The following is a 24,270-nucleotide window of genomic DNA, read 5'->3' as shown; positions in this document are numbered from 1 at the left end:
GCCGACATGACAGACCCAAACGATGCTCACGCCGTCGGCAAGGCGGCCTTCACCCGCATCGACCAAAGCACGGCAGAAGACTGGGCGGTGATCGCCGCCCACGACGCCGACTACCTGGCCGGCCTCGCCGACAGCGTACTGGACACCCTCGCCCGGCTGGGCGAGGGCCACCAGCCCTACCAGATCACCCGGCTGGAGCACTGCCTGCAGAGCGCGACCCGGGCCGAGCGTGCCGGCGCCGACGAAGAGATGATCGTCGCCGCCCTGGTCCACGACATCGGCGACGAACTGGCGCTTTTCGATCACGCCGCCTTCGCTGCCTCGATCCTGCGCCCCTTCGTCAGCGAGAAGACCCACTGGATCGTCCAGCATCACGACGTCTTCCAGGGTCACTACTACTGGGACAAGGTCGGCGGCGACAAGGACGCCCGCGAGCGGTTCCGCGGCCATCCCTGGTTCGACGACTGCGAAGCCTTCTGTCGTGACTGGGACTGCCCGTCCTTCGACCCCGCCTATGACACCCAGCCGCTGGCGCACTTCGAGCCCATGGTCAGGCGGATCTTCGCAAGAGCCCCCTACTCGGTGGCCCCGGACCCTGCCCTCGCCTCTGGCTCGTCTCAAGCCTCTGATCCATCTCAAGCCCCTGCCCCGTCTCAAGGAAGTACCGCATGACCTGCGCTGAACTGCTGATCCGTCTGCTGCGTGACACTTACGACGTGGACACCGTCTTCGGTATCCCCGGCGTCCACACCATCGAGCTCTATCGTGGCCTCGAAGGCGGCAATGGACACGACCACCAGGGCAGTGGCATCCGCCACGTCACCCCGCGCCACGAACAGGGCGCCGGCTTCATGGCCGACGGCTACGCCCGTACCACCGGCAAGCCCGGCGTGTGCTTCATCATCACCGGCCCCGGCATGACCAATATCGCCACCGCCATGGGCCAGGCCCTGGCCGACTCGGTGCCGATGCTGGTGATCTCCAGCGTCAACCGCCGCGACACCCTGGGACGCGGCCAGGGCCGGCTGCACGAACTCCCCGGCCAACGCGAGCTGATGGCCGGCGTCTCGCGCTTCAGCCACACCCTGCTCGACCCGAACGGCCTCGGCGAGGTGCTGGCCCGTGCCTTCGCCGTGTTCGATGGCGCCCGTCCCGGCCCGGTGCATATCGAGATCCCCATCGACCTGTTCGACGCCCCGGTCAGCGAGCCTGTCAGCACGCGCCGCACGGCGCTGGCCAAGGCCGCACCGGCCCCCGCCGCGCTCGAGCAGGCGCTCGACTGGCTGGTCGACGCCAAGCGCCCGCTGGTGCTGCTCGGCGGCGGCTGCGTCGATGCCCCGGACGCCGCCCGTCGTCTGGTCGAGAACCTCGACGCCCCCACCGTCACCACCATCAACGCCAAGGGCCTGCTTGGCCGCGACCATCCGCTGGATCTGGGCGCCAACGCCTCGCTGCCGGCGGTGCGGGAGCTTGCCCATGAAGCCGACGTGGTGCTGGCCATCGGCACCGAGCTTGGCGAGACCGACTATGACGTGGTGTTCGACGACAGCTTCACCCTCGACGGTCGACTGATTCGCATCGACCTGGACCCCGAGCAGCTTGCCCGCAACCAGCATGCCGACCTGGCACTGGTGGCCGACGCCGCCTCCAGCCTCGAAGCGCTGGCCGCCGGCTGCGACCAGCGCCTCGGCGGTGAGCAGCTTTCGCGCGATGGCCGCAAGCGTACACATGATGCGCTGAGCGCCCTGGCGCTGGCCGATGATCCGGCCTTCCGCCCCTATGTGCCGCTGTTCGACACCCTGCACGAGAGCCTGCCGGGGGCGATCCTGGTGGGCGATTCCTGCGCCACCACCTACGCCGCCAACCATCTGGTCAGCCAGGACGCGCCGCGCCGTTTCTTCAACGCGTCCACCGGCTACGGCACTCTCGGCTACGGCCTGCCCGCGGCCATGGGCGCGAGCCTCGGCCAGCCGGACCTGCCAGTGGTGGCGCTGGTGGGCGACGGTGGGGTGATGTTCACCCTGACCGAGCTTGCCTGTGCGGTGGAGGAAAGGCTGCCGGTCATCGTGCTGCTGTGGCACAACCAGGGCTACGAGGAAATCCGCCGCTTCATGGACAACGCCGGCGTCACCCGCCTCGGCGTGGACATCCAGGCACCGGACTTCCAGACCCTGGCGGCCGGCTTCGGCTGCGCGGCGACCCGGGTCGGCAACCCCGCCGGCCTCGCCCGGGCCATCGCCCATCGCCCCGAAGACGGCCCGATGCTGATCGAGATCGACGCCACGGCATGGAACGCCGCGGTGGCCTGATCCAGCGACGCCCCCTTTGCCGGCGCCACGGCGCCGGCCCTTTTGCTCCTTTTGTCTGCTCCGATTTTTTGCTCCTGGTTTCACTCCCCTGCGGTACCTACCAACCATAACCACAAAGGTTTCCTAGATGATTTCACTCAAGCGGCTGATCGGCCACGACACCCTGGATGAACACCAGCACAAGAGCATGGGAGGCATGGCCACCTTTGCCCTGTGGCTCGGCGCCAACGTGGTCGTCACCACCATCCTCACCGGCATGCTGTTGGTGCCCGATCTGCGCTTCCCGGTCGCCATGACCTGGGTGCTGATCGGCTCGCTGATCGGCGCCATTCCGCTGCTGCTGGTCGGGCTGATGGGCCAGCGCACCGGCCTGCCCTCGATGGCCCTGACCCGCCGCGCCTATGGCCCCACCGGCTCGAAGATCATTTCGCTGGTCAACATGGCGGTGCTGATCGCCTGGAGCTGGATCCAGGCGCTGCTGGCCGGCATGAGCCTGGACTACGCCATCGAGGCCACCACCGGCTACTCCAACCTGCCGCTGATGACGATCCTGTGCGAGACCATCGTGGTGCTGATCGTGCTGCGCGGCCACCTGGGCATCGAGCGCATCGAGCGCTGGGCGGCGGCGGCCATGATGGTGCTGGCGGCCGGCGTGGTCTACCAGCTCAACCGCCACTACGAGGTCGGTGCGCTGTTCGAGATGCCCGCCGAATCCCGCAACGGCATCACCCTGGGCATCGCCTTCGACATCGTCGTCGCCACCGCCTTCTCGTGGATTTCCACCTCCGCCGACTACAACCGCAACTGCAAGAGCGGCCGCATCGCGGTACTCGGCACCTACGGCGGCTACGTCTGCGCCTCGATGATCGCCATGGGGCTGGGTGCCGCGGTATCCGGCCTGTCGGTGCTCGGCGGCATGGAACAGACCTACGACCCGACCCGGCTGCTGTCCGGCTTCGGCTTTGGCCTGCCCGCCGCGCTGGTGATCTTCTTCTCGGTGATGACCACCAACGTGATGGCGGTCTACAGCGCCACCCTGTCGTGCATGAACGTGTCCCCCGGCATGGCCTTCTGGAAGCCGGCGCTGGTGATCGGCGTGGTGACGGTCTTCGGCGCCCTGATCCCCGGTATCCTCGACCAGTTCCAGAACTTCCTGTTGCTGATCGGCGCCTTGTTCATTCCGGCCTTCTCGGTGATGATCGTCGACTACTACCTGGTCGGCCGTGACGGCTACAACGCCGAGCTGCTGCGCTCGCCGCACCAGCTCGGTCGGCCCACCGCCGGTATCGCCATCGGCGCCTACCTGATCGGTGCGGCCCTGGCGGCCTACTGGACCCTGGTGGCACCGCTGTCCATCGGCGCCTCGCTGCCGGTGTTCGTCATCACCGGCGGACTCTACTGGCTGGGCTGTGCCCTGTTCACCCGTTCCAGCCTCGCTACCCAAGGAGACTGATCCATGCGCCTGATGCTGGCCCAGACCGACCCCGTCCACGCGGATGTCGCCGCCAACCTCGATGCCCTCGATGGCCTGTGCCAGCAGGCGGTGGCCGCCGGCGCCCAGCTGCTGGCCCTGCCGGAACTGGCGCTGACCGGCTACAACGTGTTCGAACGGCTCGATGAACTGGCCGACGAAGGCGAGTTGATCGATCAGGTCGCCCGGTTGGCGCACCAGTATCGCCTGCACCTGCTGTTCGGCCTGGCCCAGCGCCAGGCCGACGGCCGCCTGACCAACTCGGCGGTGCTGATCGACGACGCCGGCACCACCCTGGCCTGCTACCACAAGCGCCAGCTATGGGATCGTGAACATCAGTACTTCATCCCCGGTGACGAGCTGTGCGTGGTCGACACCCGGCTCGGCCGCCTGGGCCTGATGATCTGCTACGACAACGAGTTCCCGGAGATGGCCAGAGCGCTGGCCCAGGCCGGCGCCGAAGTGATCCTCTCGCCCACCGCCAACATGGTGCCCAACGCCGAGCGCCAGCAGTTGCAGATCCGCGCCCGGGCGCTGGACAACCAGCGCTTCGTCGCCTGCATCAACCGCGCCGGTATCGAGGGCGAGCTGCACTACTGTGGCAACAGCCTGGTGGCGGGGCCCGACGGCGAGGTGCTGGGGCGCCTTGGCAACGACGCCGGGGTGCTGGTGGTGGACATCGAACACTCGCGTATCGACGAGAGCCGCAGCCACCAGGACTACCTGAAGGACCTGCGCGCCCTGCCGGGAGGCAACACGTGAGCACCTTCACCCTGCCCCGGGGTGACGCCGCCGACTGGTATCGCACCCAGCGACTGGCCGACGGCATCACCCTGATCGACGAACCGGCCATCAAGCCGTTCTACCGCTGCAATATCTGGCACGTTCGCGGCCGCGAGCGCGATCTGGTGGTGGACTTCGGCCTCGGGGCGGTGCCACTGCGCGAACGGGTGGCACTACTGGCCGAACGCGAGATCGTGGCGGTGGCAAGCCACACCCACTTCGATCATATCGGCGCCGCTCACGAGTTCGACTGCTGCCACGTTCATCGCGCCGAGGCCGATATCCTGGCAAGCCCCGACAACCGTCGCACCCTGGCCGAGGCCTTTCTCGACGACGCCATGTTCGACGCCCTGCCACCGCTGCCCTACGCCCACAGCGGCTATCGCATTGCGGCGCCGCCGCGTATCGAGACGCTGGAGGACGGCGACGTCATCGAGCTGGGCGATCGCCATTTCGAGGTGATCCACACCCCCGGACATTCGCCCGGCGGCATCGCCCTGTGGGAGGCCGCCAGCGCCACCCTGATCAGCGGCGACATCATCTACGACGGTGAGCTGATCGAGGACGCCTACCACAGCGACCTGGACGACTACGCGGCGAGCCTCGAGCGCCTGCGTAGGCTGCCGATCGCCACGGTGCACGGCGGCCACTTCCCGAGCTTCTCGGGCCGTCACTGCCACGCCCTGATCGATGACTGGCTCAAGCGCCACCAGGCCTGAGCGCGTAACGAGCCCTCATCTCGCCGATCATTTCATTCGCTTATTCCTTCCAATGTCTTTGCCCCTGGAGTCCCTCCGTGCAACAGCTGACACAACAGTTTATCGACAACCGCTGGGTGGATAGTCACAGCCGCCGGCGCCTGGCGGTGACCGATCCCTACCGCCAGACCCAGATCGCCGAGATCACCGCCGGCGATGCCAGCGACGTCGACGCCGCCGTGGCCAGCGCGCGTGCCGCCCTGCCCGCCTGGCAGGCGCTGGGCGGACAGCGTCGGGGCGACTTTCTTGAGGCCTTCGCCACGGCCCTCGAAGCCCGCCGCGGCGAGCTCGAACGGCTATCCTCCACCAACAACGGCAAGGCCCTGGCCGAGGCCGCCATCGACCTGGACGACGCCATCGCCTGCTACCGCTACTACGCCGGCCAGGCCCGCGCCCTGGAGCAGCGTCAGGGACGCCTGCTCGAGCACGGCATGGACGGCGTCGAGGCGCGGGTGTTCGAAGACCCCGCCGGCGTGGTCGGACTGATCACCCCCTGGAACTTCCCGCTGGTCACCAGCGCCTGGAAGATCGCACCGGCACTGGCCGCCGGCTGCACCCTGGTGTTCAAGCCCTCCGAGGTCACCCCGCTGCCCGAGGTGGCGTTGGCCGACATCGCCGTGGAGATCGGCCTGCCAGCCGGTGTGCTGAACCTCTTGCTGGGTGACGGCGAAGGCATCGGCGCCCCCCTGTCCGCCCATCAGGGCGTGGATAAATTATCCTTCACCGGCAGCAATGCGGTCGGCGAGAAGGTCATGCGGGCCGCCGCCAACGGCGTGCGCGGCGTATCACTGGAGCTCGGCGGCAAATCGCCGATCCTGGTGCTCGATGACGCCGAGGTCGAAGCCGCCGCCGACTGGGTGATGGCCGGCATCTACTTCAACTCCGGGCAGATCTGCTCCGCCACCTCGCGACTGATCGTGCATCAGACGCTGGCCGAACCGCTCTACCAGGCGCTGGCCGACCGTATCGACGGCCTCACCCTGGGTGACCCGCTGGCCGAGGGCACCGACATGGGCCCGATGACCAGCGCCCGTCAGCGCGAAGCCGTGGAGCGCTACCTCGAGATCGCCAAGGAGGAAGGTCTGACGCCGGTGCGTGACGGCCGCCATCGTGACCTGCCGGCCCAGGGCGAGTTCGTCGCCCCGACCCTGTACCGCGACGTGCCCACCTCAAGCCGTCTGTGGCGCGAGGAAATCTTCGGCCCGGTGCTGTGTGCGCGCAGCGCAGAGAGCGAAGCCGAGGCCATCGCCCTGGCCAACGACAGCGCCTTTGGCCTCGCCGCCACCGTAATCTCCGGTGACGCCGAGCGCGCCAGGCGTGTTGGCCGCGCCCTGCGTGCAGGCAGCATCTGGTTCAACTCCGAACAGCTGGTGATGCCCGAGGCCAGTTGGGGCGGTTTCGGTGCCAGCGGCATCGGACGTGAACTCGGCCCCTGGGGGCTGTCCGGTTATCTTGAGGTGAAGCATCTGATTGGCCCTGCCGCCCGGGGAAGCACTGTATAAATTGCTGCACTCGACATCTCGGTCGCCGGCGGTGCTCAAGGTCCTCATTTAACCCCACGTAAACTCCGGCCTTTCCGCTCCGGCGGCGTCCGACCTGTCATCGCTCGCGACATTTCTTCAGCGCCTCCCCAACCTCTCCCGGTCCTGTTTCCGGACCATCGCCTCGGCAATATCTCAACAACATCACCCCGATGGCAGGGCAAGGCGCCCGGCCATCGGGGTGTTTTTTGTCGCTGCGACGCAATTTCGTGCCATTTCGGCCAATGGAAGACCAAATAATTAGAAAATTCTTAAAAAGAGAAAGGATGTAGGACATCCCCCATATCCCCTGACGAAATGGCTTTCTAGAGTCGCAGTGAAGCCCTTGCTGCAGGCACCAATGATGCGTTCCTCATGCAAGGAGAACATGCGCCACCGCCAACCATTGCCATGACGACTGACCATCCATCAAGGCATTGGAAAATCCGACAACGCCTTGACACCTTTGATGAATCGAAGACCGATTTAAAGAAGGAAACAGGAGAAGAAGATGAGACTCAACTCCATGTCGTCAGCCACCTCATCTTCCGTCACCTTGCCGCTGCCGCTGTATAGCGTACCCGGTAGAAGCAGCAGACTCTGGTCAACTCGTGGCCGTATCGGGCGCATTCGCTACTGTGGCCGACTTGCCGCAGTAGGACTCATCTATAACCTCGCGCTCTTTGTCCCACTTTATCTCGACTACCTGTACCCTGCGACACTCACCCAGAGCACCTTCACCATCCTGATCTACGCCTACGCAGGCCTGTACTCAGTCTTCAGCCTTTTCGCCATTCTTCAGGCAAAACGTCGCCTTAACGATCAGGGGCGTTCTGGGTGGGCACTGCTTCTTGGACTGATTCCCCTGATCAACGTATGGCTGGTCATCACACTGGTCTTCTTTCGTGGCACACCAGGAAGCAACCCCTTCGGACCACCACCTTCTCCATCGACCTCATCGGAAACGAAGCGATTCTGGTGCTTGCTCATTCTTAACATTGCCGTGGCATCAGCGGCCATCTGCTATGGACCGCTACAGTTTCACCTGGGTCTTTAGACCCTCCCAGAGCACTGCAACAAGCATAGATATTAACCGACTCGGCGAAAGGATCGCCGGAACCCTTACCCCAAGGAAGGAAGCAGTAAGATGACAAACGAAAGCACTACGTTAGATAACTCAAATGAAACCAACTTCCCTTCAGATACAGAAATCTCCAACACGCAAGGTGATGCAAACGACCGCCAGGTAGCAAATAAAAACCCTGGACTATGGTCGACCAATGGTCGTATCGGTAGAGTAAGATACTTTAATCGATTAACCTTGCCGGTATTGTTCGTCTATGCCGTATACGGGATACTTATCTATTATAGCATGACGGCAACACCGGCCGCTGCAGAGACAGCCGCCAGCGCCTTTACCATCAGCCAATTCGTGCTTGGAATTCCATTGACTATCTTTGCGCTAATCCAGGGAAAGCGCAGGCTAAATGACCTAAACAAATCAGGCTGGCTCATGCTACTTTTCTTTATCCCCCTTATAAACCTCATCCCATTTATCATGGTGACCTTCATCAAGGGGAGTGATGGTGATAACCGCTTCGGTGCTGAACCTTCCCCCCTCACTTCCAATGAGATGACCCTGTTCTGGTTCCTGACCGGACTGTCGGTCGTTGCTTGCGTAGCGCTGGCTTCTCTAACGCTCTAAAAAACATTCCCCGCGCTACTACCAACAACGACAACATTGACAGAAGAACAATAGTACGCAGGAGCCCCGGCGTGACACCGGGGCTCACCTTTTATCATTTATTGCCTGCTAGAGCTCGGGCAACGCCACCACCAACTTGGCAACGCTCGTTTACATTCGCTGCCCCCCGTGGTCATGACGCACCCTGCCACGGCGATAAAGCGACGCAAGGAGAGATGATGCATGAAGAGAGTACTGGCGATGATTCTTGCAGCACAGCTACTCACAGGATGTTCAACCATAATATCGAAAACCGCCGGAGATGATGACGGGAAATTTTATTCCGGCGTCTACTGTCAAATAGAATCCACGGGTGAAATTAATGCAATCGTACATGAACTTGGCTGGCCGCTTGGAATTGTCGTAGCAACAATGATCCTTATTGACCTCCCACTATCCTTTGTTGCCGATACCGTATACCTCCCCATTGATGCCTACCATTTTTTCTCGAACACCAACTCACAAAACAAGCTTCCATTCTCACGCTCATATGAAACACCTTCGTGCTTTAAATTCAAAATGTAACTACGCAGCATCAATATGTTACCAACAAATTTCACCAGGATACGCTAATGGATAGAAAAACGCCTTCTCCCCCTAAGGCGAGAGAACACTCGAACCACTTAAATGGCGCCCGGTCAGCCTACGAGCGGCTTTGGTCGACCCAAGGCAGAGTTGGCAGCACCGTATATTTCAACAACATTATGCTTCCAGCACTTGTTGTATATTTCAGCGTCGCTATCCTTGGTTCGCTGTCGGAGTCTTCTGCAGAATCACTTACTGTTTTTCAGATTATCTACAGCATTCCGTTGATAGCGCATTCACTTCTTCAGGGAAAGCGACGTCTCAACGATCAGAACTTGAGTGGCTGGTGGCAATTGCTCTATCTGGTACCTGTTTTCAATATCCTTCTCGCTTGCAAGGTCTTTTTTGCCTACGGCACAGACGGACCTAATCACTATGGACCTCCTCCTCCTCCTCCCAACCAAAGCGATAACCGCCTATTTCGCATCCTCATCTTGACCATAACCCTCCTCGTGGTGGTGCCACTTAGCGCCATCCTCTACGCTGCCTGATACAAGGGGGAGATAGCCTCACCACCCCACCAGCATGTCGGGGAGATTTTCGTCGGTCACTGATATCCGGTCAGACGGCTATGAGCTCGGCGGCGTTCTGCTTGCGCCGCCGAAGCAGGATCGAGACGGCCAGCACCATCTCGACCACATCACCCCGATGGCAGGGCAAGGCGCCCGGCCATCGGGGTGTTTGTTGTCGCAGCGACGCAATTTCGTGCCAGTTCGGCCAACCCGAAGCCAAATAATTAGAAAATTCTCAAAAAAGAAAGAATGTAGGACATCCCCCATATCCCCTGACGAAATGGCTTTCTAGAGTCGTAGTGAAGCCCTTGCCGCAGGCAGCAAAGATGCGTTCGCCAGGCAAGGAAAACATGCACCACCGCCAACCATTGCCATGACGACTGACCATCCATCAAGGCATTGGAAAACCCGACAACACATTGACACCTTTGATGATTCGAAGACCGATTTGAAGAAGGAAACAGGAGAAGAAGATGAGACTCAACTCCATGTCATCAGCCACCTCATCTTCCGTCACCTTGCCGCTGCCGCTGTATAGCATACCCGATAGAAGCAGCAGACTCTGGTCAACTCGTGGCCGTATCGGGCGCATCCGCTACTGTAGCCGACTTGCCGCAGCAGGACTCATCTATCACCTCTCGCTCTTTGTCCCACTCTATCTCGACCACCTGTACCCTTCGTCACTCACCCTGGATACCTTCACCATCCTGATCTACGCCGACGCAGGTCTGTACTCAGTCTTCACCCTTTTCGCCATTCTTCAGGCAAAACGTCGCCTTAACGATCAGGGGCGTTCTGGCTGGTCACTGCTTCTTGGACGGTTTCCCCTGATCAACGTATGGCTAATCATCACCTTGGTCTTCTTTCGTGGCACACCAGGAAGCAACCCCTTCGGCCCACCGCCTCCTCCACCAACCTCGTCGGAAACGAAGCGTTTCTGGTGCTTTCTTATTCTCAACGTTGCGGTGGCGTCAGCGGCCATCTGCTATGGACCACTACAGCTCAACCTCTAACCCTTTACCAACCGCTACACGAAGTAAAGGCATGGATCATCTCGGAATAGGGACCACCGGCACACCAACACCAGGGAAGGAATCTACAAGATGACAATCGAGACGCTCAGCACAAATGTGGCTCACCCCTTCGTTTCCAAAGACACTCCATCGCCATCGATAGCAAACGAGGGCATCACTGGTGCATTGCCGTCATCGTCCACAGGACTCTGGTCGACCAGGGGTCGTATCGGCAGAATCCAGTACTTCAACCGTACCGCGGTTCCTGGCCTTGTCGTAAACGGAATCATCCTGGCCATCAGCTTCACCAACATTGACATCTACTCACCATCGGCTTTCACTACTGCCCTTTTTCTTCTGGTTACTCAGCTTATTCTCACTGTGTCTTTTACTATCTATGCTGTTATCCAGGCCAAGCGACGCCTGAACGACCTGAACAAGTCAGGCTGGCTCATACTCCTTTTTCTCATCCCTCTGATAAGCCTCATTCCCTTTATTATGGTGACGTTTATCAAGGGAACCGACGGCGACAATCGCTACGGGAGAATCCCGCCCGCTACCGGGCCACGAGATTTCAGGCTGTTCTTCGCATCTCTCGGCCTATTGATCATCGTCAGCGCAATATTGGTCTCCCTGGCGATATAAAACAGATACTAGGCGCTTTCCGAAAAGTCGACGAGCGAAGGTTAGACAAGGCAAAAATCGGTGAGAAAGCGCAGTTTACGGGGTGTAAATGAGCATTTTGATCCGATTTTTAACGCCGTATTACCGAGTGCAGGCACTTTTCAGACAAGCCCTAATCTCCGGGCTACCGACAACGACAACCACAAGAGCACCACAGCCCCGCCAGCATGGCGGGGCTGTTTTTTCACTGTCAGGTGAGCGGAGGCCGATCAGACGGCTGCGACCTCGGTGGTGCCCTGCTTGTTGCGCCGCCGAAGCAGGATCAGAGGCGTCAAGGCTCCCAGGGTGCCCCCACGAAAGGACAGTGAAGGTGTTGCGGTTGTTGTAGTCATTGTCAGGGACCTTATTGTGTTTTATTGGTGTATCAGTAAGAGCAGCGTTCCATCACCGCTCAACTACCCAGCCCACCGAAGACCACCACCCCCAGCACGATGGCCAGCAGCAGCAGGGTCTCCAGCACCATCAGAATGACCGGCTTCCAGCCGACCACCGCGAGCTTCTGAAATGAGGTCTTGATACCCAGGGCGGCGATGGCGGTGACCAGGCACCAGCGCGAGAGCGTCGACAGTCCTTCGTTCACGCTGTCGGGAATCAGCCCCAGGCTGTTGATCAGCACCAGCGCCACGAACCCCACCAGGAAGCCAGGCAGCATCGGCACCTGGCGCTTTCCTTCGCTGTTGCGCGAAGCGCGATAGAGCCAGCTGAAGATCATCACCACCGGCACCAGCATGGCCACGCGCACCAGCTTGACCAGGGTCGAGACGTCGCCGGTCTCCTCCGAGATGATGTACCCCGCCCCGACCACCTGAGCCACGTCGTGGATGGTCCCCCCCAGAAAGATGCCGGCCTGGGTGTTGGCAAGGTCGAGCACCCCCACTAGCAGCGGATAGGTCACCATGGCCACCGTCGACAGCGTGGTCACGCCCACCACCGTGAGAATGGTGTTGCGCTCGCTGGTGTCGTTTTTCGGCATCACCGCCGACAGCGCCAGCGCCGCCGAGGCCCCGCAGATCGCCACGGCACCACCGGTCAGCAGGCCGAGATCACGGTGCAGGCCAAGCGCCCGGGCCAGCAGCCCCCCTGCGCAGATCACCAGCCCCACCGCGGCGAGCACCGTCAGCACCGGTCCAAGCCCCAGGTCACCAACCTGCTCAAGCGTCATGCGCGCGCCCAGCAGCGCCACGCCAAGGCGCAGCACGGTACGCGCGGCAAACTCGATACCCGGCAGGCAGCGCCCCTCCTCGCTCAGGAAGTGCAGCGACATGCCGAACAGCAAGGCGTAGAGCAGGGTCGGCCCACCGTAGTGATCGGCGATAAAGGTGGTGGCCAGGGCAATGGTCACGCACACCAGCAGTCCTCGCCCGATCGGGCTCAGGGACGCCAGTCGACGGCTTAGCCGCTGTCGCGAGGTCGCCGTCGAGGGGGAAGAAGAGGGTGAGGTCATGGGACGACTCCGGATCGTGAAAACGAGCGACCCCAGTCCTGCCGGATGAGGCCAGCGGACGAAGGCGTCTCTTTGGTGAACGGGACAGGAAGATCGACGTGCTGGCGGCGCTCGACGCCGCCCTGTTTCAACCTCTGTGCAGTGCTCTCGTTACAGCGCTCTCGTTACAGTACTCTCGCTTCAGTGCTCGACTCGGTTCGCCGAATCAAGCGCGCGGTGCCTTTCCGGTGGCCTCGGCGACCACGTCTTCGGCCAGCACCTGCACGGTATCGATGATCGGCACGCGACCATCGAGCGCATCGCGGATCACCGAAAGCTCAGTGCAGGCCAGGACCAGCACGTCGGCACCACGTGCCTGGACGTCATGGGCGGCCTCGATGAAGGCCGCGTGGGTGCCGGGCGCGCGCCCGGCACCACGCTTGACCGCTCGAATCACGTCGAGCACGCGATCCTCGTTGTCGGGATAGACCAACGACAGCCCCCTTGGCTCGATGAAGCCCTCGTACAGGCCAATCTTGCGAAGCGCCGGCGAGCACAGCATGCCCACCCTGGCCCCTGGCATCTCGGCGGCGACCCGGTCCAGGGTGCGCTCGACGATATGCCACACCGGAATGTCCACCGCCTGCTGGGCGGCCGACCAGTAGTAGTGGGCGGTATTGCAGGGCATGACCAGAAAATCGCAGCCTGCCTGCTCGAGGCGTCTGGCCATGGCGGCGATGGCAGGCGCCGGTGACTCGCCGTCGCCGTCGATCAGCGCCTTGATGCGTGATGGCACCTTGGGATTGTTGTCGACCAGCATATGCACGTGGTCGATATCGTCCTCGCCGGGCGTCACCTCGATGACCTTCTGCATGAAGGCCACCGTGGCGTCCGGTCCCATGCCGCCCAGCACACCGACCATCGTGTGGTCGGCGATGGTTGCGGAGTTATCGGTGGAAAGCGTCATAACGGGTCCTTTTGACGAGTGATGACCGGTATCAGCAGCCGACGCCCAGGCTCGCGGCGAACTCGGACTCCAGCAGGGCGGTTTCACCGGCCTCGCCTTCGGCCAGGTTGTAGCGATGCAGGCGACCGCTCTGGAGCACGGCCACCGCCGAGGCGATGGCGTCGTCAGAGATAGCTTCCTGCCGGGTGAAGGATTTGGCAAAACGGCGCATGGCTGGCTCCTCCGCTGGCGACTCAGTAACGAGCCTGACGGTGAACAGGGAAATCCCACTCCTGCTCGGGGAAGTACTTGGCCAGACGCCAGTCACAGGCCCGGGCGTGGCCTTCCATGCCCTCGGTGCGGGAAATCCGGGATCCCACCGCGCTGAAGGTCAGATTGGCCTCGACGCTCAACTGCTGGGTGGTCAGCACCTTCATGAACTTGTGGACATTGAGTCCACCGGAGTAACGCCCGGCGCGCCTGGTCGGCAGGATGTGGTTGGTACCGGAGCACTTGTCACCGTGGGTGACGGTGCTGCCCTCACCCAGAAACAGCGAGCCATAGTTGCTCAGATGCTGCTTCCACCAGTCCAGATCCTCGCACAGCACCTGCAGGTGCTCGCAGGCGTACTGATCGCTGATCGCGACGATCTCCTCGCGGCTGTCGCCCACGATGACCTCACCGAAGTCGCGCCAGGCAGCGTGAACGATATCCGCGTTGGGCATGTCGTCAGCGACTTTCGGCAGAATCTCCATCACTTCGCGGGCGATCGCTTCGCTGGTGCTGAACAGCCACACCGGTGAATTCGGGCCGTGCTCGGCCTGGGACACCAGATCGACGGCGATGGTCATCGGGTCGGCAGATTCGTCGGCGATGATCGCCGACTCGGTGGGGCCGGCAAACACATCGATACCCACTTCACCGAACAGCAGGCGCTTGGCTTCGGCTACGTAGGCGTTGCCGGGACCGACCAGGATGTCGGCCTCGCGGCCACCGAACAGACCGAAGGCCATGCTGGCCATGGCGTGGACGCCGCCCATCTCGAGGATCATGTCGGCGCCGGCCACATGCATGGCGTAGGCCACCGCCGGGTTGATGCTGTCGCCCCGGGGCGGCGAACAGGCCACCACGTGTTCGACACCGGCGGCCTTGGCGGTAGCCACGCTCATCAGCGCCGAGGCGGCGTGGGCGTAGCGGCCGCCCGGCACATAGCAGCCGGCGCTGTGTACCGGCAGGATACGCTGACCGAGCAGCACGCCCTCTTCGGTCTCGATCTCGAAGGAGGTCAGGCTGTCACGCTGGGCCTCGGCAAAACGGCGGATCTGGCGGTGGGCGAAGTCGATGTCGTCCTTGACCGACTGGGGCACGCTGTCGATCAACTGACGCCGCTTGTCGTCGCTCAACACAAAGTCGCCGGTCCAGCCGTCAAACTTCTCGGCGTATTCGCGCACGGCCGACTCGCCACGGGCACGAATATCCTCGAGCATGCCACGCACCGCTTCCGTCACGCGCTGGTCTTCGGCGGCGACGCCAGCGGCAGCCTCCGCCTTCTTGAGATGCCGAATGGTCATTGTTGTCTCCGAATAACGTCGTCGAGGGCGCCCTAACTCAGCGGACGCCTACCCTGGATTACGCCGGACTCATCCCTTGTAGTCGGGGAAGTCGAAGGCATCGGGATAGCCGAACAGCGCAACGGCGCCGCCGGTGTGCAGGAAGACGACGTTCTCATCCTGCTTGAAGTGGCCCTGGCGGATCAGGTCGATCAGCCCCGCCATGCCCTTGCCGGAGTAAACCGGGTCCAGCAGGATCCCTTCGTGACGGGCCAGCAGGGTGACCGCCTCGATCATGCTGTCGGTGGGCACACCGTAGCCCTCACCCACGTAGTCGCAGTTGGCGACCACCTGGTCGCGGCTGACGATGCCGGAAAGGCCAAGCTTGGCTTCGGTCTTCTGGGCCAGGGCAAAGACGTTGGCTTCCTGCTTGTCCTTCGGCGCGCGAACGCCGATGCCGAGCACCGGGATGCCGGCGTTACAGGCGCTGAGACCGGTGACCAGGCCCGCCTGGGTGCCGGCGCTGCCGGTGGCGTGGACCAGATGATCGATGCGCAGGCCCATGTCGTTGGCCTGGGCCAGCAGTTCAAGGGCGGCATTGACGTAGCCCAGGGCGCCGATCTCGTTGGAGCCGCCGCCGGGGATGATGTAGGGCTTCTTGCCTTCACTCTTCAGACGATCGGCCAGGCCTTCCATCTCGGCGGCCATGTCGGCACCGCCCGGGCGCTTCTCGACGCTGGCGCCGTGGAGCTGATCAAGGAAGACGTTGCCGTTGTAGTTGTAGTTGGGGTCCTCGCTGCCGGTGCGGTCTTCCAGCAGGATGTGGCACTCGAGCCCCAGCTTGCAGGCGGCGGCCACGGTCTGGCGGGCATGGTTGGACTGGGTGGCGCCCTGGGTGATGATGGTGTCGGCACCCTGTTCCAGGGCGTCGGCCATCAGGAATTCAAGCTTGCGGGTCTTGTTGCCCCCGGTGGACAGGCCGGTGCAGTCGTCGCGTTTGATCCACAGCCGCGGACCGCCGAGCAGCTTGCTCAGGTTGTCCATGGGCTCCAGCGGAGTGGGCATATGGCCGAGACGGACACGGGGAAAACGGGACAGGTGCATACGGGCCTCCAGGCGAGTCATTGTTGGCATTGGCGTGCTCTCTTGACGACCTACGTCGAAAGACACAGCAGGCCTGAAGGCCTGCCCTCGAGCGATCGCTTCCAAGTTAAGCCTCGCCTGGAACATGAGACCAATGCCAAGTTGCTCGCCAGCTGTTAAATTTTTGCATAGCCACTGCTTAGCCCCGGCCGCCACCCACTAAGGCAGACCAAAACACCAATGAAGATCGAATGGATAGAGGATTTTCTCGAGCTTATCGAAGCGGGCACCTTTTCCCAGGCGGCCGAACGGCGCCACGTCACCCAGCCGGCATTCTCGCGCCGCATCCGCCAGCTGGAAGAATGGCTGGGGGTGGCGCTGATCGATCGCAGCGCCTCGCGCCTGGAGTTGACCGCCCACGCGCGGGCGTACGAGCCCCAGTTGCGAGAGTGGCTGGCACGCCTTTACGCCATGCGCAGTCGTCTTAGAAGCGATGCCCGCCAGGGGCCCAGGGCCATTCTGACCACCCAGCACACCCTGACCGTCAGCTACCTGCCGCGCCTGTTGCGCCACCTGCGTCATCACGCGCCTGAGGTGGGACTGCAGATCACCTCGTCCGACCGCAGCCAGTGCATCCACGACTTCGAGCAAGGCAAGGCCGACCTGTTGCTGTGTTCAGAGCTGGAAGGGGCTCCCCTGTTCAGCGGCAGCGACAGCGTCGAGCGGCTGTCACTGGGCGTTGAACGGCTGTTGCCAGTGTGCGCATCGGATCATCACGGTGGTCTCATGCACGAACTCGAGGAAGGTCAACGACTGCCCTTGATCGGCTACGATCCGGACAGCTTTCTTGGCCAGGCCCTGGCGACGCCTTACCTGCTCGATGCCCAGCGCCACTACGAGATCGAGCTGGTCTGCGAGACCGCCTTCACCATCGGCATTCGCCAACTCGCCCTGGCCGGGCTCGGCATCGGTTGGCTGCCCCACGGGTTGATCGAGGAAGACCTAGAGAGCGGTAAACTTATTTCCTTGCAGGAAATCCTCGGCGGCCCCTCTCTGGAAGTGGCCTGCTATCGCCATCGCGACGAAGCAGCGGTGGCAGCGCCTCTGTGGCACCTGCTGGAAGAACGCCCTCCCGCGGTCTAGCACTCCCCTGCCGTTCGAAGCCCCTCGATCTCGCACCTCAAACTCCCTGAGGGGCGGCGGAAAGCGTCAGCTCGATGGCGTCATGGCGCCAGTACTCGTCGTCACAGTCGATGGCACGGCCGTTCTGGTCGTGGTTGATGCGGGTGATGCGCTGGGCGGGGCTGCCGCGTACCGCGTTGAGTGCGCTGGCGGCGTCGCTGGAAAGTACACAGGTGCCAAGCTCGTAGCTGACCCGCCCGACCCGGATGCCGTACTCGCGGCGGTAGAGTTCGGTCAGCGATTCCCGCGCCAGATCGAACTCCAGGATGGCGGGAAAGCAGCGCGGCAACAGATGATGTTCCACGTAGAGCACCCGGCGTTCATCCACCAGCCGGGCACGACAGATGCGGTAGACGCGCTCGCCTTCGGCGAGTCCCAGCCGGCGGGCGACCGTGACGGGCGCGATCACTTCCTCGGCACTGATCAACAGGGTTCGGGCGCTGCGCTGCTGGGATCGCACCATCTCGTGAAACGGCAGGCAGGCCAGCAGGTCGTAGCGTAGCCGTGGCGGCGACACGAACCAGCCGCGCCGATTCTCGCGATACACGCAGCCCTCCGCCTCCAGCTCATTGAGTGCCTCACGCAGGGTGATGCGGGTGGTCTGGAGGCGCACCATCATGTCTCGCTCGCTGGGCAGACGGCGATCGCCCCGTGTCGAGGCCAGGCTCAGCAAGGGCGCAAGACGCTCGCGCAGGCGATGGGCGGGTGAGGCGTCGTGCGAGGTGTCGTCAGGGACAGTAGGCAAGGCGGACTCTCGAAGCTCTGACCAGGATCGCCGCCGGGCAGTATCCGGCGGCGTCCAGCTTTTTGGTATAGACCAAAGAAGGTTCAACGTAGTTTCAGCAGTCTAGTGGCAAGCCGGTGACAACGCGATGACAGTACTCGAACGAGTCGGGTTTTTTCGTCCTTTACGTAGCTCATATGAACTGAGACGAGACTGCCACGCAACTGACACGAGGCTGTCACGCTAGCTCCTTAGGGTGATCGTCAACGGAAACTGATCTAGACCAGAAAGGCGCATCGGTTTCCGTCGACTTCACGCCCCTGACCCGGAGACCCTCCCGTGATCGTCACTTCTCTGCGTTACCCGACCCTGACCGCCCTGGCCTGCGTTGGCCTGCTGTCCACCGCCGCCCAGGCAAACACCGCCGAGCTTGAGTCACTGATCGAGGCCGCCAAGCAGGAAGGCCGCGTCGACAGCGTCGGCATGCCCGACACCTGGGCCAACTGGAAGGACACCTGGGCCGACCTGGAAAGCGTCTACGGCCTGGCGCACACCGATACCGACATGAGCTCCGCCGAGGAAGTCGCCAAGTTCAAGGCCGAGGGCGAGAACGCCACCGCCGATATCGGTGACGTCGGCTTCGCCTTCGGACCGATCGCGGTGCAGCAGGGGGTGACCCAGCCCTACAAGCCCACCACCTGGGACGAGATCCCCGACTGGGCCAAGGACGAAGATGGCCATTGGATGCTCGGCTACACCGGCACCATTGCGCTGATGATCAACAAGAACCTGGTGGAAGAGGACCAGCGCCCGAGTTCCTTCGCCGACCTGCGCGAGGGTGACTACTCGGTATCGGTGGGCGCCGTGGGCCAGGCTTCCCAGGCCAACAATGCGGTACTCGCCGCCGCCTACGCCGCCGGTGGCGACGAGGGCAATCTGGCCCCGGGCCTCGAGCTGTTCGCCGAACTGGCCGAGCAGGGCCGACTGTCGCTGGCCGACGTGTCCATCGCCAACCTGGAGAAGGGCGAAGTGGAAGTGGCCCTGCTGTGGGACTTCAACGCCTTGAACTACCGCGACCAGATCGACCGTGACGCCTTCGAGGTGGTGATCCCCTCGGACGCTTCGGTGACCTCCGGCTACGCCACCATCATCAACACCCACGCCCAGCACCCCAACGCCGCCAAGCTGGCCCGTGAGTACATCCTGTCCGACGAAGGGCAGTTCAACCTGGCCGAGGGCTACGCTCGCCCGATCCGCGCCGAGCACCTGACCCTGCCGGACGACATCGCCGCCAAGCTGCTGCCCAACGAGCAGTACGCCAGCGCCCGCCCGATCCAGGACTTTGCCGCCTGGGAACAGAGCGCCAAGGTGCTGCCGCGCCAGTGGCAGTCCGAGGTGCTGATCCACCAGCAGTGATCAAGCGCTGAGGACAGCCCCGCTACAACGATCGACCGCTGAAGACAGTGCCCAAGGGGCCTGTCTTCAGCGCATTCCACGTCTTATCGCGACAGCGCCGCGCCCTGTATTGCCGCGCGGCCGGGAGTCATCATGACCAGACCCGTCATACTGGTGGTGCTGGACGGCCTCAATCACGCCGTCGGCCATCACGCCATGGGCCACTTGAGCGCCCTGGTGGAGGCCGGACGCGGCTACACCACCCACCTCGACTGCGAGCTGCCGGCCATGTCTCGGCCGCTCTACGAGTGCCTGCTGACCGGCGATCGCCCAGTGGACTCCGGGGTAGTGCACAACGACATCGTGCGCCGGTCCCATGGCACCAGCCTGTTCGACCTGGCCCGCGGCCAGGGCCTTGCCACCGCAGCGGCGGCCTATCACTGGGTCAGTGAGCTCTACGTCAAGGCACCCTTCGAGCGCACCCGCGATCGTTTTCTCGACGATCCGGCGGCGGCCATCCAGGCCGGCATCTTCTACTGGCAGGACCACTATCCGGATGACCACCTGTTCAGCGACGCCGAGGCCCTGAGGCAACGCCACGCGCCCGACTTCCTGCTGGTTCACAGCATGAACATCGACGACACCGGCCATCGTCACGGCGGCGACTCGCCCCAGTACAGAAACGCCGCCCGCCACGCCGACATCGCCCTGGCCGACTACCTGCCACGCTGGCTGGCCGACGGCTGCCAGGTGATGATCACCGCCGACCATGGCATGAACGCCGATCGCTCCCACTCGGGCCTGCTGGAAGAAGAACGCCGGGTGCCGCTGTGGCTGTTCGGCGATGCCTTTGCCGACCCCGCCGGACGGGTCATCCGCCAGACCCACCTGTGCGGCACCCTGGCAAGCGTCCTCGGGCTCTCCCACGACAAGCCCTGGCACCCCGAGCTGTTGGCCGCGACCAACACTGCCAGCGTCGCATCCACCGCGAACGCCACCTGCAACGAGGAGGCCGGCTCGTGAAGGCGCCACTACCGGCCTGGCTGTGGCTTGTGCCTTTCGCCGTGATATTCACCGCCTTCCAGCTGGCGCCGATGGCCTGGGTCGCGATCAGTGCCTTCAACGTCAACGGCGACTGGGGCCTTGGCCACTTTCAGGAGATCGCCCAGTCGGCGTTCTTCCGCCAGGCGATCTGGAAGAGCCTGACCATCTCGCTGGTGTCCAGCGCCATCGGCCTGGTCATCGCCACCCTGACCTGCCACGCCCTGGTGCGTTCCGGCGGACGCCTGAGGCGAGCGATGATCGCCTTCACCAACATGACCTCCAACTTTGCCGGCGTGCCGCTGGCCTTCGCCTTCATCATCCTGCTGGGGGCCAACGGCGTGCTGACCCTGGCGCTTCAACGACTCGGCATCATCGAGGACGTGCGTCTTTACTCCACCGGCGGGCTGATCGTCATCTACACCTGGTTCCAGATTCCGCTGGGCATCCTGCTGCTGTTCCCGGCCTTCGCCGGCCTCAAGGCCGAATGGCGTGATGCCGCCAGCCTGCTCGGCGCCGGGCGCATCGCCTACTGGCAGCGCATCGGCCTGCCGGTGCTGTGGCCGGCCCTGGCCGGCACCTTCACGGTACTGTTCGCCAACGCCATGGGCGCCTACGCCACCGTCTACGCGCTGGTCAACACCAGCTACAACCTGATGACCATTCGTATCGCCAACCTGGTGGCCGGCGACCTGTTCCTCGAGCCCAACCTGGCAAGCGCCCTGGCGTTGATCCTGGTGCTGCTGCTGGTGCTGGTCACCCTGGTCCAGCAGTGGCTGTTGAGAAGGAGTGCACAGCATGGCTCACGCTGAGACCCTGCCGGCTCACAAGGGCCCGACCGCAGCGCCGCTGTCGGCGACCTTCAATCCCTACGCCTGGATCGTCGGCAGCGTCTTCGCGGTGCTGGCCCTGCCGCTGGTGGCGACCCTGGGTTACGCCCTGGCCACCCGCTGGGGCGCAACTCTGGTCCCCGATGGTCTGACCCTGGCCTGGTTCGTGGAGCTATGGACCACCCCGCGCTTTGTGGCGGCCTTCGCCCGGTCGCTGGCTGTCGCCGTGGGTGCCCTGGCGCTGTCGCTGGTACTGGTGATGCCGGTGGCCCTGCTGGCCCACACCCGCTATCCGTGGCTGGACCGCTGGATGAACACCCTGATCCTGATGCCCTTCGCGGTGCCCCCGGTGGTGTCCTCGGTGGGGCTACTCAAGCTCTACGCCGGCGGCCCGCTGCCGCTGGTGGGCACCCCCTGGATCCTGATTCCCACCTACTTCACCATCGTGCTGCCGTTCATGTACCGCGCCATCGCCAACAGCCTGCGTGCGGTGGACGTGCAAAGCCTGATGGACGCCGCCCAGCTGCTGGGTGCCGGGCCGATGAAGGCCTTCTTTCTGGTCATCCTGCCCAACCTGCGTGGCGGGGTGCAGATCGCCATCTTCCTGTCGTTTTCGTTCCTGGTCGGCGAGTTCGTCTTCGCCAACATGCTGGTGGGCACCCGCTTCGAGACGCTGCAGGTCTACCTCAACAATATGCGCGGCGCCAGCGGCCACTTCACCAGCGCCCTGGTGATCACCCTGTTCGCCTTTACCCTGATCCTGACCTGGCTGGGCAATCGCCAGGCCGAGCACACCATCACGGAGGCCACACGATGATGGCTGCCACCACACCTGCCACCCAGCGCGCCGCCCCGTCCACGGTCCCGTCCAGTTTCTCGACCTCGGTCCAGACCACGACCCCGTCAGCGCCAGGCCACCAGGAAAGCGGCAACGCGGTCTCGCTGAAGGGGCTGGCCAAGCGCTTCGGCGAAACCTCGGTGTTCGCCGACATCGACGCCGATATCGCGCATGGCGAGTTCATCACCCTGCTGGGGCCGTCCGGCTGCGGCAAGTCGACCCTGTTGCGGGCCATCGCTGGGCTGACCTCGCTGGACGCCGGCAGCATCCACATCGGCGGTGACGAGATCACCCGCCTGCCGCCCCAGCGACGTGGAGTCGGCATGGTGTTTCAGCACTATGCGCTGTTTCCCAACCTCAAGGTCGCCGACAACGTCGCCTTCGGCCTGCGCATGCAGAAGGTCCCCGGTGACGAGCGTGCACGCCGGGTTGACGAGGTGCTGCGCCTGGTCGAGATGCAGGACCAGGCGCACAAGTTCCCCCACCAGCTGTCGGGCGGGCAATGCCAGCGGGTGGCACTGGCACGCTCGCTGGTGGTGGAACCCAAGGTACTGCTGATGGACGAGCCGCTATCGGCGCTGGACGCCCGCATTCGTCGACATCTGCGCGACCAGATCCGCGAGATTCAGAAGACCCTCGGCCTGACCACCCTGTTCGTGACCCATGACCAGGAAGAGGCCATGTTGATGTCCGACCGGGTGTTCCTGATGCACCAGGGGCGGATCCTGCAAAAGGACACCGCCGAGGTGCTCTACACCCGGCCCCGGGACGAAAACGCCGCCGGCTTCATGGGCCACTACTGCCTGCTCGACGCCGTCGAGGCCGCGCCACTGCTGGGCTTTCGCAGCCAGGCCGGGCGTGTCGCGCTGCGCCCCGAGGCGCTCTATCTCAGCGTGCGGGGCCGCCCTTTAGGTGGTGAGCGGCCGGCACGGGTGGGGCCGGGCGTCAACGGACGTGTGCGTCGACATCGCCTGCTCGGTAACATCGTGCGCTACGACATCGACTGCGATGGCACCAGCCTCGCCGTCGACACCCTCAATCGCTCCGCCCGCACCTTGCTGCCCGCCGGCTGCGAGGTGACGATCCACGTCGATCTCGACGAGGTTCAGGAGCTGGATGCATGAACGATCTGACGAGCCCTGTCACCATGACTACTGACGCCTGCCTCGGCGACGCCGCCAAGGCCCCCGACGCGCCCATGACCCTGGCCCTGTTCGACCTCGACGACACCCTGCTCGACGGCGACATCACTGGACTCTGGAGCCAGTGGCTGATCGATCTCGGCTGGATCGAGGACGGCGACGCCTACCGCGCCGCCTTCGCCGAGCACATGACCGCCTACGCCGCCGGAACGCTCGACATGGAAGCCCATCTGGCGCTGTTGCTGACGCCGCTGGCCGGCCGCAGCGAGGCCGACGTCAGGCAACAGGTCGACGCCTTCCTCGAGGCCGAGGTGGTGCCCCGGCTCTTCCCCCAGGGCCACGAACGCCTGGCCTGGCACCGTGACCAGGGCCATCGGGTGGTGATCATCTCGGCCTCGCCGATCCACGTGGTCGGCCCGCTGGCCGAGCGCCTCGGCGCCGATCAAGCGCTGGCCACCGCCCTCGAACTCGACTCCCGCAGGCGCTACACCGGCAAGGCCGAGGGCATCCGCACCTTCCAGGGCGGCAAGCTCGAGGCGCTGCGCGAGTGGCTGGCCGAGCACACCCCGGTGGAGAGCTTCGGCTACTCCGACTCGCGTAACGACCTGCCCCTGCTGGAATTCGTCGACCGTCCCTTCGCCATCAACCCCGACTCGACGCTTGACGCCACCGCCCGCGAGCGCGGCTGGCCGGTACAGTGGTGGCGGCAGGTCGACTGAGCGTGGAGGCACCGGGCG

The 24,270-nt window shown here is 63.6% G+C and carries 26 protein-coding genes; 19 read left to right on the top strand and 7 right to left on the bottom strand.

The genetic code is table 11. The features are described 5' to 3' along the window. The first annotated feature begins 6 nt into the window (after nucleotides 1-6). From C9F12_RS13800 to C9F12_RS13745, 12 genes are all read left to right on the top strand, one after another. Nucleotides 7-672, top strand: a complete 666-nt coding sequence (locus tag C9F12_RS13800) for an HD domain-containing protein (protein WP_108449234.1) — start codon at nucleotides 7-9, stop codon at nucleotides 670-672. After that, on the top strand, nucleotides 669-2,309 hold the full coding sequence (locus C9F12_RS13795) for a 5-guanidino-2-oxopentanoate decarboxylase (RefSeq protein WP_108449233.1): 1,641 nt from the start codon (nucleotides 669-671) through the stop codon (nucleotides 2,307-2,309). Before C9F12_RS13800 ends, C9F12_RS13795 begins: the two co-directional genes overlap by 4 nt. Before the next feature lie 127 nt (nucleotides 2,310-2,436). Then, the gene (locus C9F12_RS13790; RefSeq protein ID WP_108449232.1) at nucleotides 2,437-3,762 is read left to right on the top strand and encodes a cytosine permease; all 1,326 of its coding nucleotides are present in this window, start codon (nucleotides 2,437-2,439) and stop codon (nucleotides 3,760-3,762) included. A gap of 3 nt (nucleotides 3,763-3,765) precedes the next feature. After that, nucleotides 3,766-4,542, top strand: a complete 777-nt coding sequence (locus tag C9F12_RS13785) for a nitrilase-related carbon-nitrogen hydrolase (protein WP_045993649.1) — start codon at nucleotides 3,766-3,768, stop codon at nucleotides 4,540-4,542. Continuing rightward, a complete protein-coding gene (locus tag C9F12_RS13780) occupies nucleotides 4,539-5,282 on the top strand; it encodes an MBL fold metallo-hydrolase (protein ID WP_108449231.1) in 744 nt (247 codons plus the stop codon). Before C9F12_RS13785 ends, C9F12_RS13780 begins: the two co-directional genes overlap by 4 nt. 77 nt (nucleotides 5,283-5,359) lie before the next feature. Continuing rightward, a complete protein-coding gene (locus tag C9F12_RS13775) occupies nucleotides 5,360-6,823 on the top strand; it encodes an aldehyde dehydrogenase family protein (protein WP_108449230.1) in 1,464 nt (487 codons plus the stop codon). Between the two features lie 529 nt (nucleotides 6,824-7,352). After that, nucleotides 7,353-7,898 carry a DUF805 domain-containing protein gene (locus tag C9F12_RS13770; RefSeq protein ID WP_108449229.1) on the top strand — a complete coding sequence of 182 codons (546 nt, stop codon included), beginning with the start codon at nucleotides 7,353-7,355 and terminating at the stop codon, nucleotides 7,896-7,898. 90 nt (nucleotides 7,899-7,988) lie between these two features. Further along, complete coding sequence (locus C9F12_RS13765) at nucleotides 7,989-8,546, top strand: DUF805 domain-containing protein (protein ID WP_108449228.1); 558 nt, start codon at nucleotides 7,989-7,991, stop codon at nucleotides 8,544-8,546. Nucleotides 8,547-8,768: 222 nt separating this feature from the next. Then, a complete protein-coding gene (locus C9F12_RS13760; RefSeq protein ID WP_108449227.1) occupies nucleotides 8,769-9,110 on the top strand; it encodes a YceK/YidQ family lipoprotein in 342 nt (113 codons plus the stop codon). 47 nt (nucleotides 9,111-9,157) lie between these two features. Then, nucleotides 9,158-9,661 carry a DUF805 domain-containing protein gene (locus C9F12_RS13755; protein WP_108449226.1) on the top strand — a complete coding sequence of 168 codons (504 nt, stop codon included), beginning with the start codon at nucleotides 9,158-9,160 and terminating at the stop codon, nucleotides 9,659-9,661. A 494-nt stretch (nucleotides 9,662-10,155) separates the two neighbouring features. Then, complete coding sequence (locus C9F12_RS13750) at nucleotides 10,156-10,695, top strand: DUF805 domain-containing protein (protein WP_108449225.1); 540 nt, start codon at nucleotides 10,156-10,158, stop codon at nucleotides 10,693-10,695. Nucleotides 10,696-10,785: 90 nt separating this feature from the next. Continuing rightward, complete coding sequence (locus tag C9F12_RS13745) at nucleotides 10,786-11,340, top strand: DUF805 domain-containing protein (protein WP_108449224.1); 555 nt, start codon at nucleotides 10,786-10,788, stop codon at nucleotides 11,338-11,340. Between the two features lie 248 nt (nucleotides 11,341-11,588). Here the strand turns inward: C9F12_RS13745 and C9F12_RS23040 are convergent, their stop codons facing one another. The 6 genes from C9F12_RS23040 to C9F12_RS13720 form a co-directional block, all read right to left on the bottom strand. Further along, nucleotides 11,589-11,711, bottom strand: coding sequence for a hypothetical protein (locus C9F12_RS23040; RefSeq protein WP_275886758.1), 123 nt, complete (start codon nucleotides 11,709-11,711; stop codon nucleotides 11,589-11,591). 59 nt (nucleotides 11,712-11,770) lie between these two features. After that, complete coding sequence (locus C9F12_RS13740; RefSeq protein ID WP_108449223.1) at nucleotides 11,771-12,823, bottom strand: putative sulfate exporter family transporter; 1,053 nt, start codon at nucleotides 12,821-12,823, stop codon at nucleotides 11,771-11,773. A gap of 205 nt (nucleotides 12,824-13,028) precedes the next feature. Next, nucleotides 13,029-13,769 carry an amino acid racemase gene (locus C9F12_RS13735; RefSeq protein ID WP_205254695.1) on the bottom strand — a complete coding sequence of 247 codons (741 nt, stop codon included), beginning with the start codon at nucleotides 13,767-13,769 and terminating at the stop codon, nucleotides 13,029-13,031. A 31-nt stretch (nucleotides 13,770-13,800) separates the two neighbouring features. Continuing rightward, entirely contained in the window at nucleotides 13,801-13,980 is a 180-nt protein-coding gene (locus C9F12_RS13730; RefSeq protein ID WP_205254694.1) for a hypothetical protein, read from the bottom strand. Nucleotides 13,981-14,002: 22 nt separating this feature from the next. Then, nucleotides 14,003-15,319, bottom strand: a complete 1,317-nt coding sequence (gene hisD / locus C9F12_RS13725; protein ID WP_205254693.1) for a histidinol dehydrogenase — start codon at nucleotides 15,317-15,319, stop codon at nucleotides 14,003-14,005. Nucleotides 15,320-15,388: 69 nt separating this feature from the next. Further along, on the bottom strand, nucleotides 15,389-16,402 hold the full coding sequence (locus C9F12_RS13720) for a D-cysteine desulfhydrase (protein WP_108449222.1): 1,014 nt from the start codon (nucleotides 16,400-16,402) through the stop codon (nucleotides 15,389-15,391). Nucleotides 16,403-16,621: 219 nt separating this feature from the next. Between C9F12_RS13720 and C9F12_RS13715 the strand changes: the two genes are divergently transcribed. Further along, complete coding sequence (locus C9F12_RS13715; RefSeq protein WP_108133476.1) at nucleotides 16,622-17,524, top strand: LysR substrate-binding domain-containing protein; 903 nt, start codon at nucleotides 16,622-16,624, stop codon at nucleotides 17,522-17,524. A 37-nt stretch (nucleotides 17,525-17,561) separates the two neighbouring features. On the opposite strand, the gene C9F12_RS13710 is transcribed toward C9F12_RS13715, so the two are convergent. After that, on the bottom strand, nucleotides 17,562-18,308 hold the full coding sequence (locus C9F12_RS13710) for a UTRA domain-containing protein (RefSeq protein ID WP_240184253.1): 747 nt from the start codon (nucleotides 18,306-18,308) through the stop codon (nucleotides 17,562-17,564). Nucleotides 18,309-18,626: 318 nt separating this feature from the next. On the opposite strand from C9F12_RS13710, the gene C9F12_RS13705 reads away from it, so the two are divergent. The 6 genes from C9F12_RS13705 to C9F12_RS13680 all read left to right on the top strand — a co-directional run bounded on the left by C9F12_RS13705 (nucleotide 18,627) and on the right by C9F12_RS13680 (nucleotide 24,252). Then, complete coding sequence (locus C9F12_RS13705) at nucleotides 18,627-19,703, top strand: ABC transporter substrate-binding protein (protein WP_240184252.1); 1,077 nt, start codon at nucleotides 18,627-18,629, stop codon at nucleotides 19,701-19,703. 132 nt (nucleotides 19,704-19,835) lie between these two features. Then, a complete protein-coding gene (locus tag C9F12_RS13700; protein WP_083970500.1) occupies nucleotides 19,836-20,705 on the top strand; it encodes an alkaline phosphatase family protein in 870 nt (289 codons plus the stop codon). Continuing rightward, nucleotides 20,702-21,535: an ABC transporter permease subunit gene (locus C9F12_RS13695; RefSeq protein ID WP_108449221.1), complete on the top strand. Its 834-nt coding sequence runs from the start codon at nucleotides 20,702-20,704 to the stop codon at nucleotides 21,533-21,535. The genes C9F12_RS13700 and C9F12_RS13695 overlap by 4 nt, the downstream gene beginning before the upstream one ends. Continuing rightward, on the top strand, nucleotides 21,522-22,370 hold the full coding sequence (locus C9F12_RS13690; protein ID WP_108449220.1) for an ABC transporter permease: 849 nt from the start codon (nucleotides 21,522-21,524) through the stop codon (nucleotides 22,368-22,370). Before C9F12_RS13695 ends, C9F12_RS13690 begins: the two co-directional genes overlap by 14 nt. Then, a complete protein-coding gene (locus C9F12_RS13685) occupies nucleotides 22,367-23,515 on the top strand; it encodes an ABC transporter ATP-binding protein (RefSeq protein ID WP_205254692.1) in 1,149 nt (382 codons plus the stop codon). The genes C9F12_RS13690 and C9F12_RS13685 overlap by 4 nt, the downstream gene beginning before the upstream one ends. Further along, entirely contained in the window at nucleotides 23,512-24,252 is a 741-nt protein-coding gene (locus C9F12_RS13680; RefSeq protein ID WP_108449219.1) for an HAD family hydrolase, read from the top strand. Before C9F12_RS13685 ends, C9F12_RS13680 begins: the two co-directional genes overlap by 4 nt. Nucleotides 24,253-24,270 lie beyond the last annotated feature (18 nt).

Source organism: Halomonas sp. BN3-1 (genome assembly GCF_003056325.1).
GTDB lineage: Bacteria > Pseudomonadota > Gammaproteobacteria > Pseudomonadales > Halomonadaceae > Halomonas > Halomonas litopenaei.
Note: the sequence above shows the minus strand (reverse complement) of the source record. Positions and strands in the feature narration are given on the sequence as shown.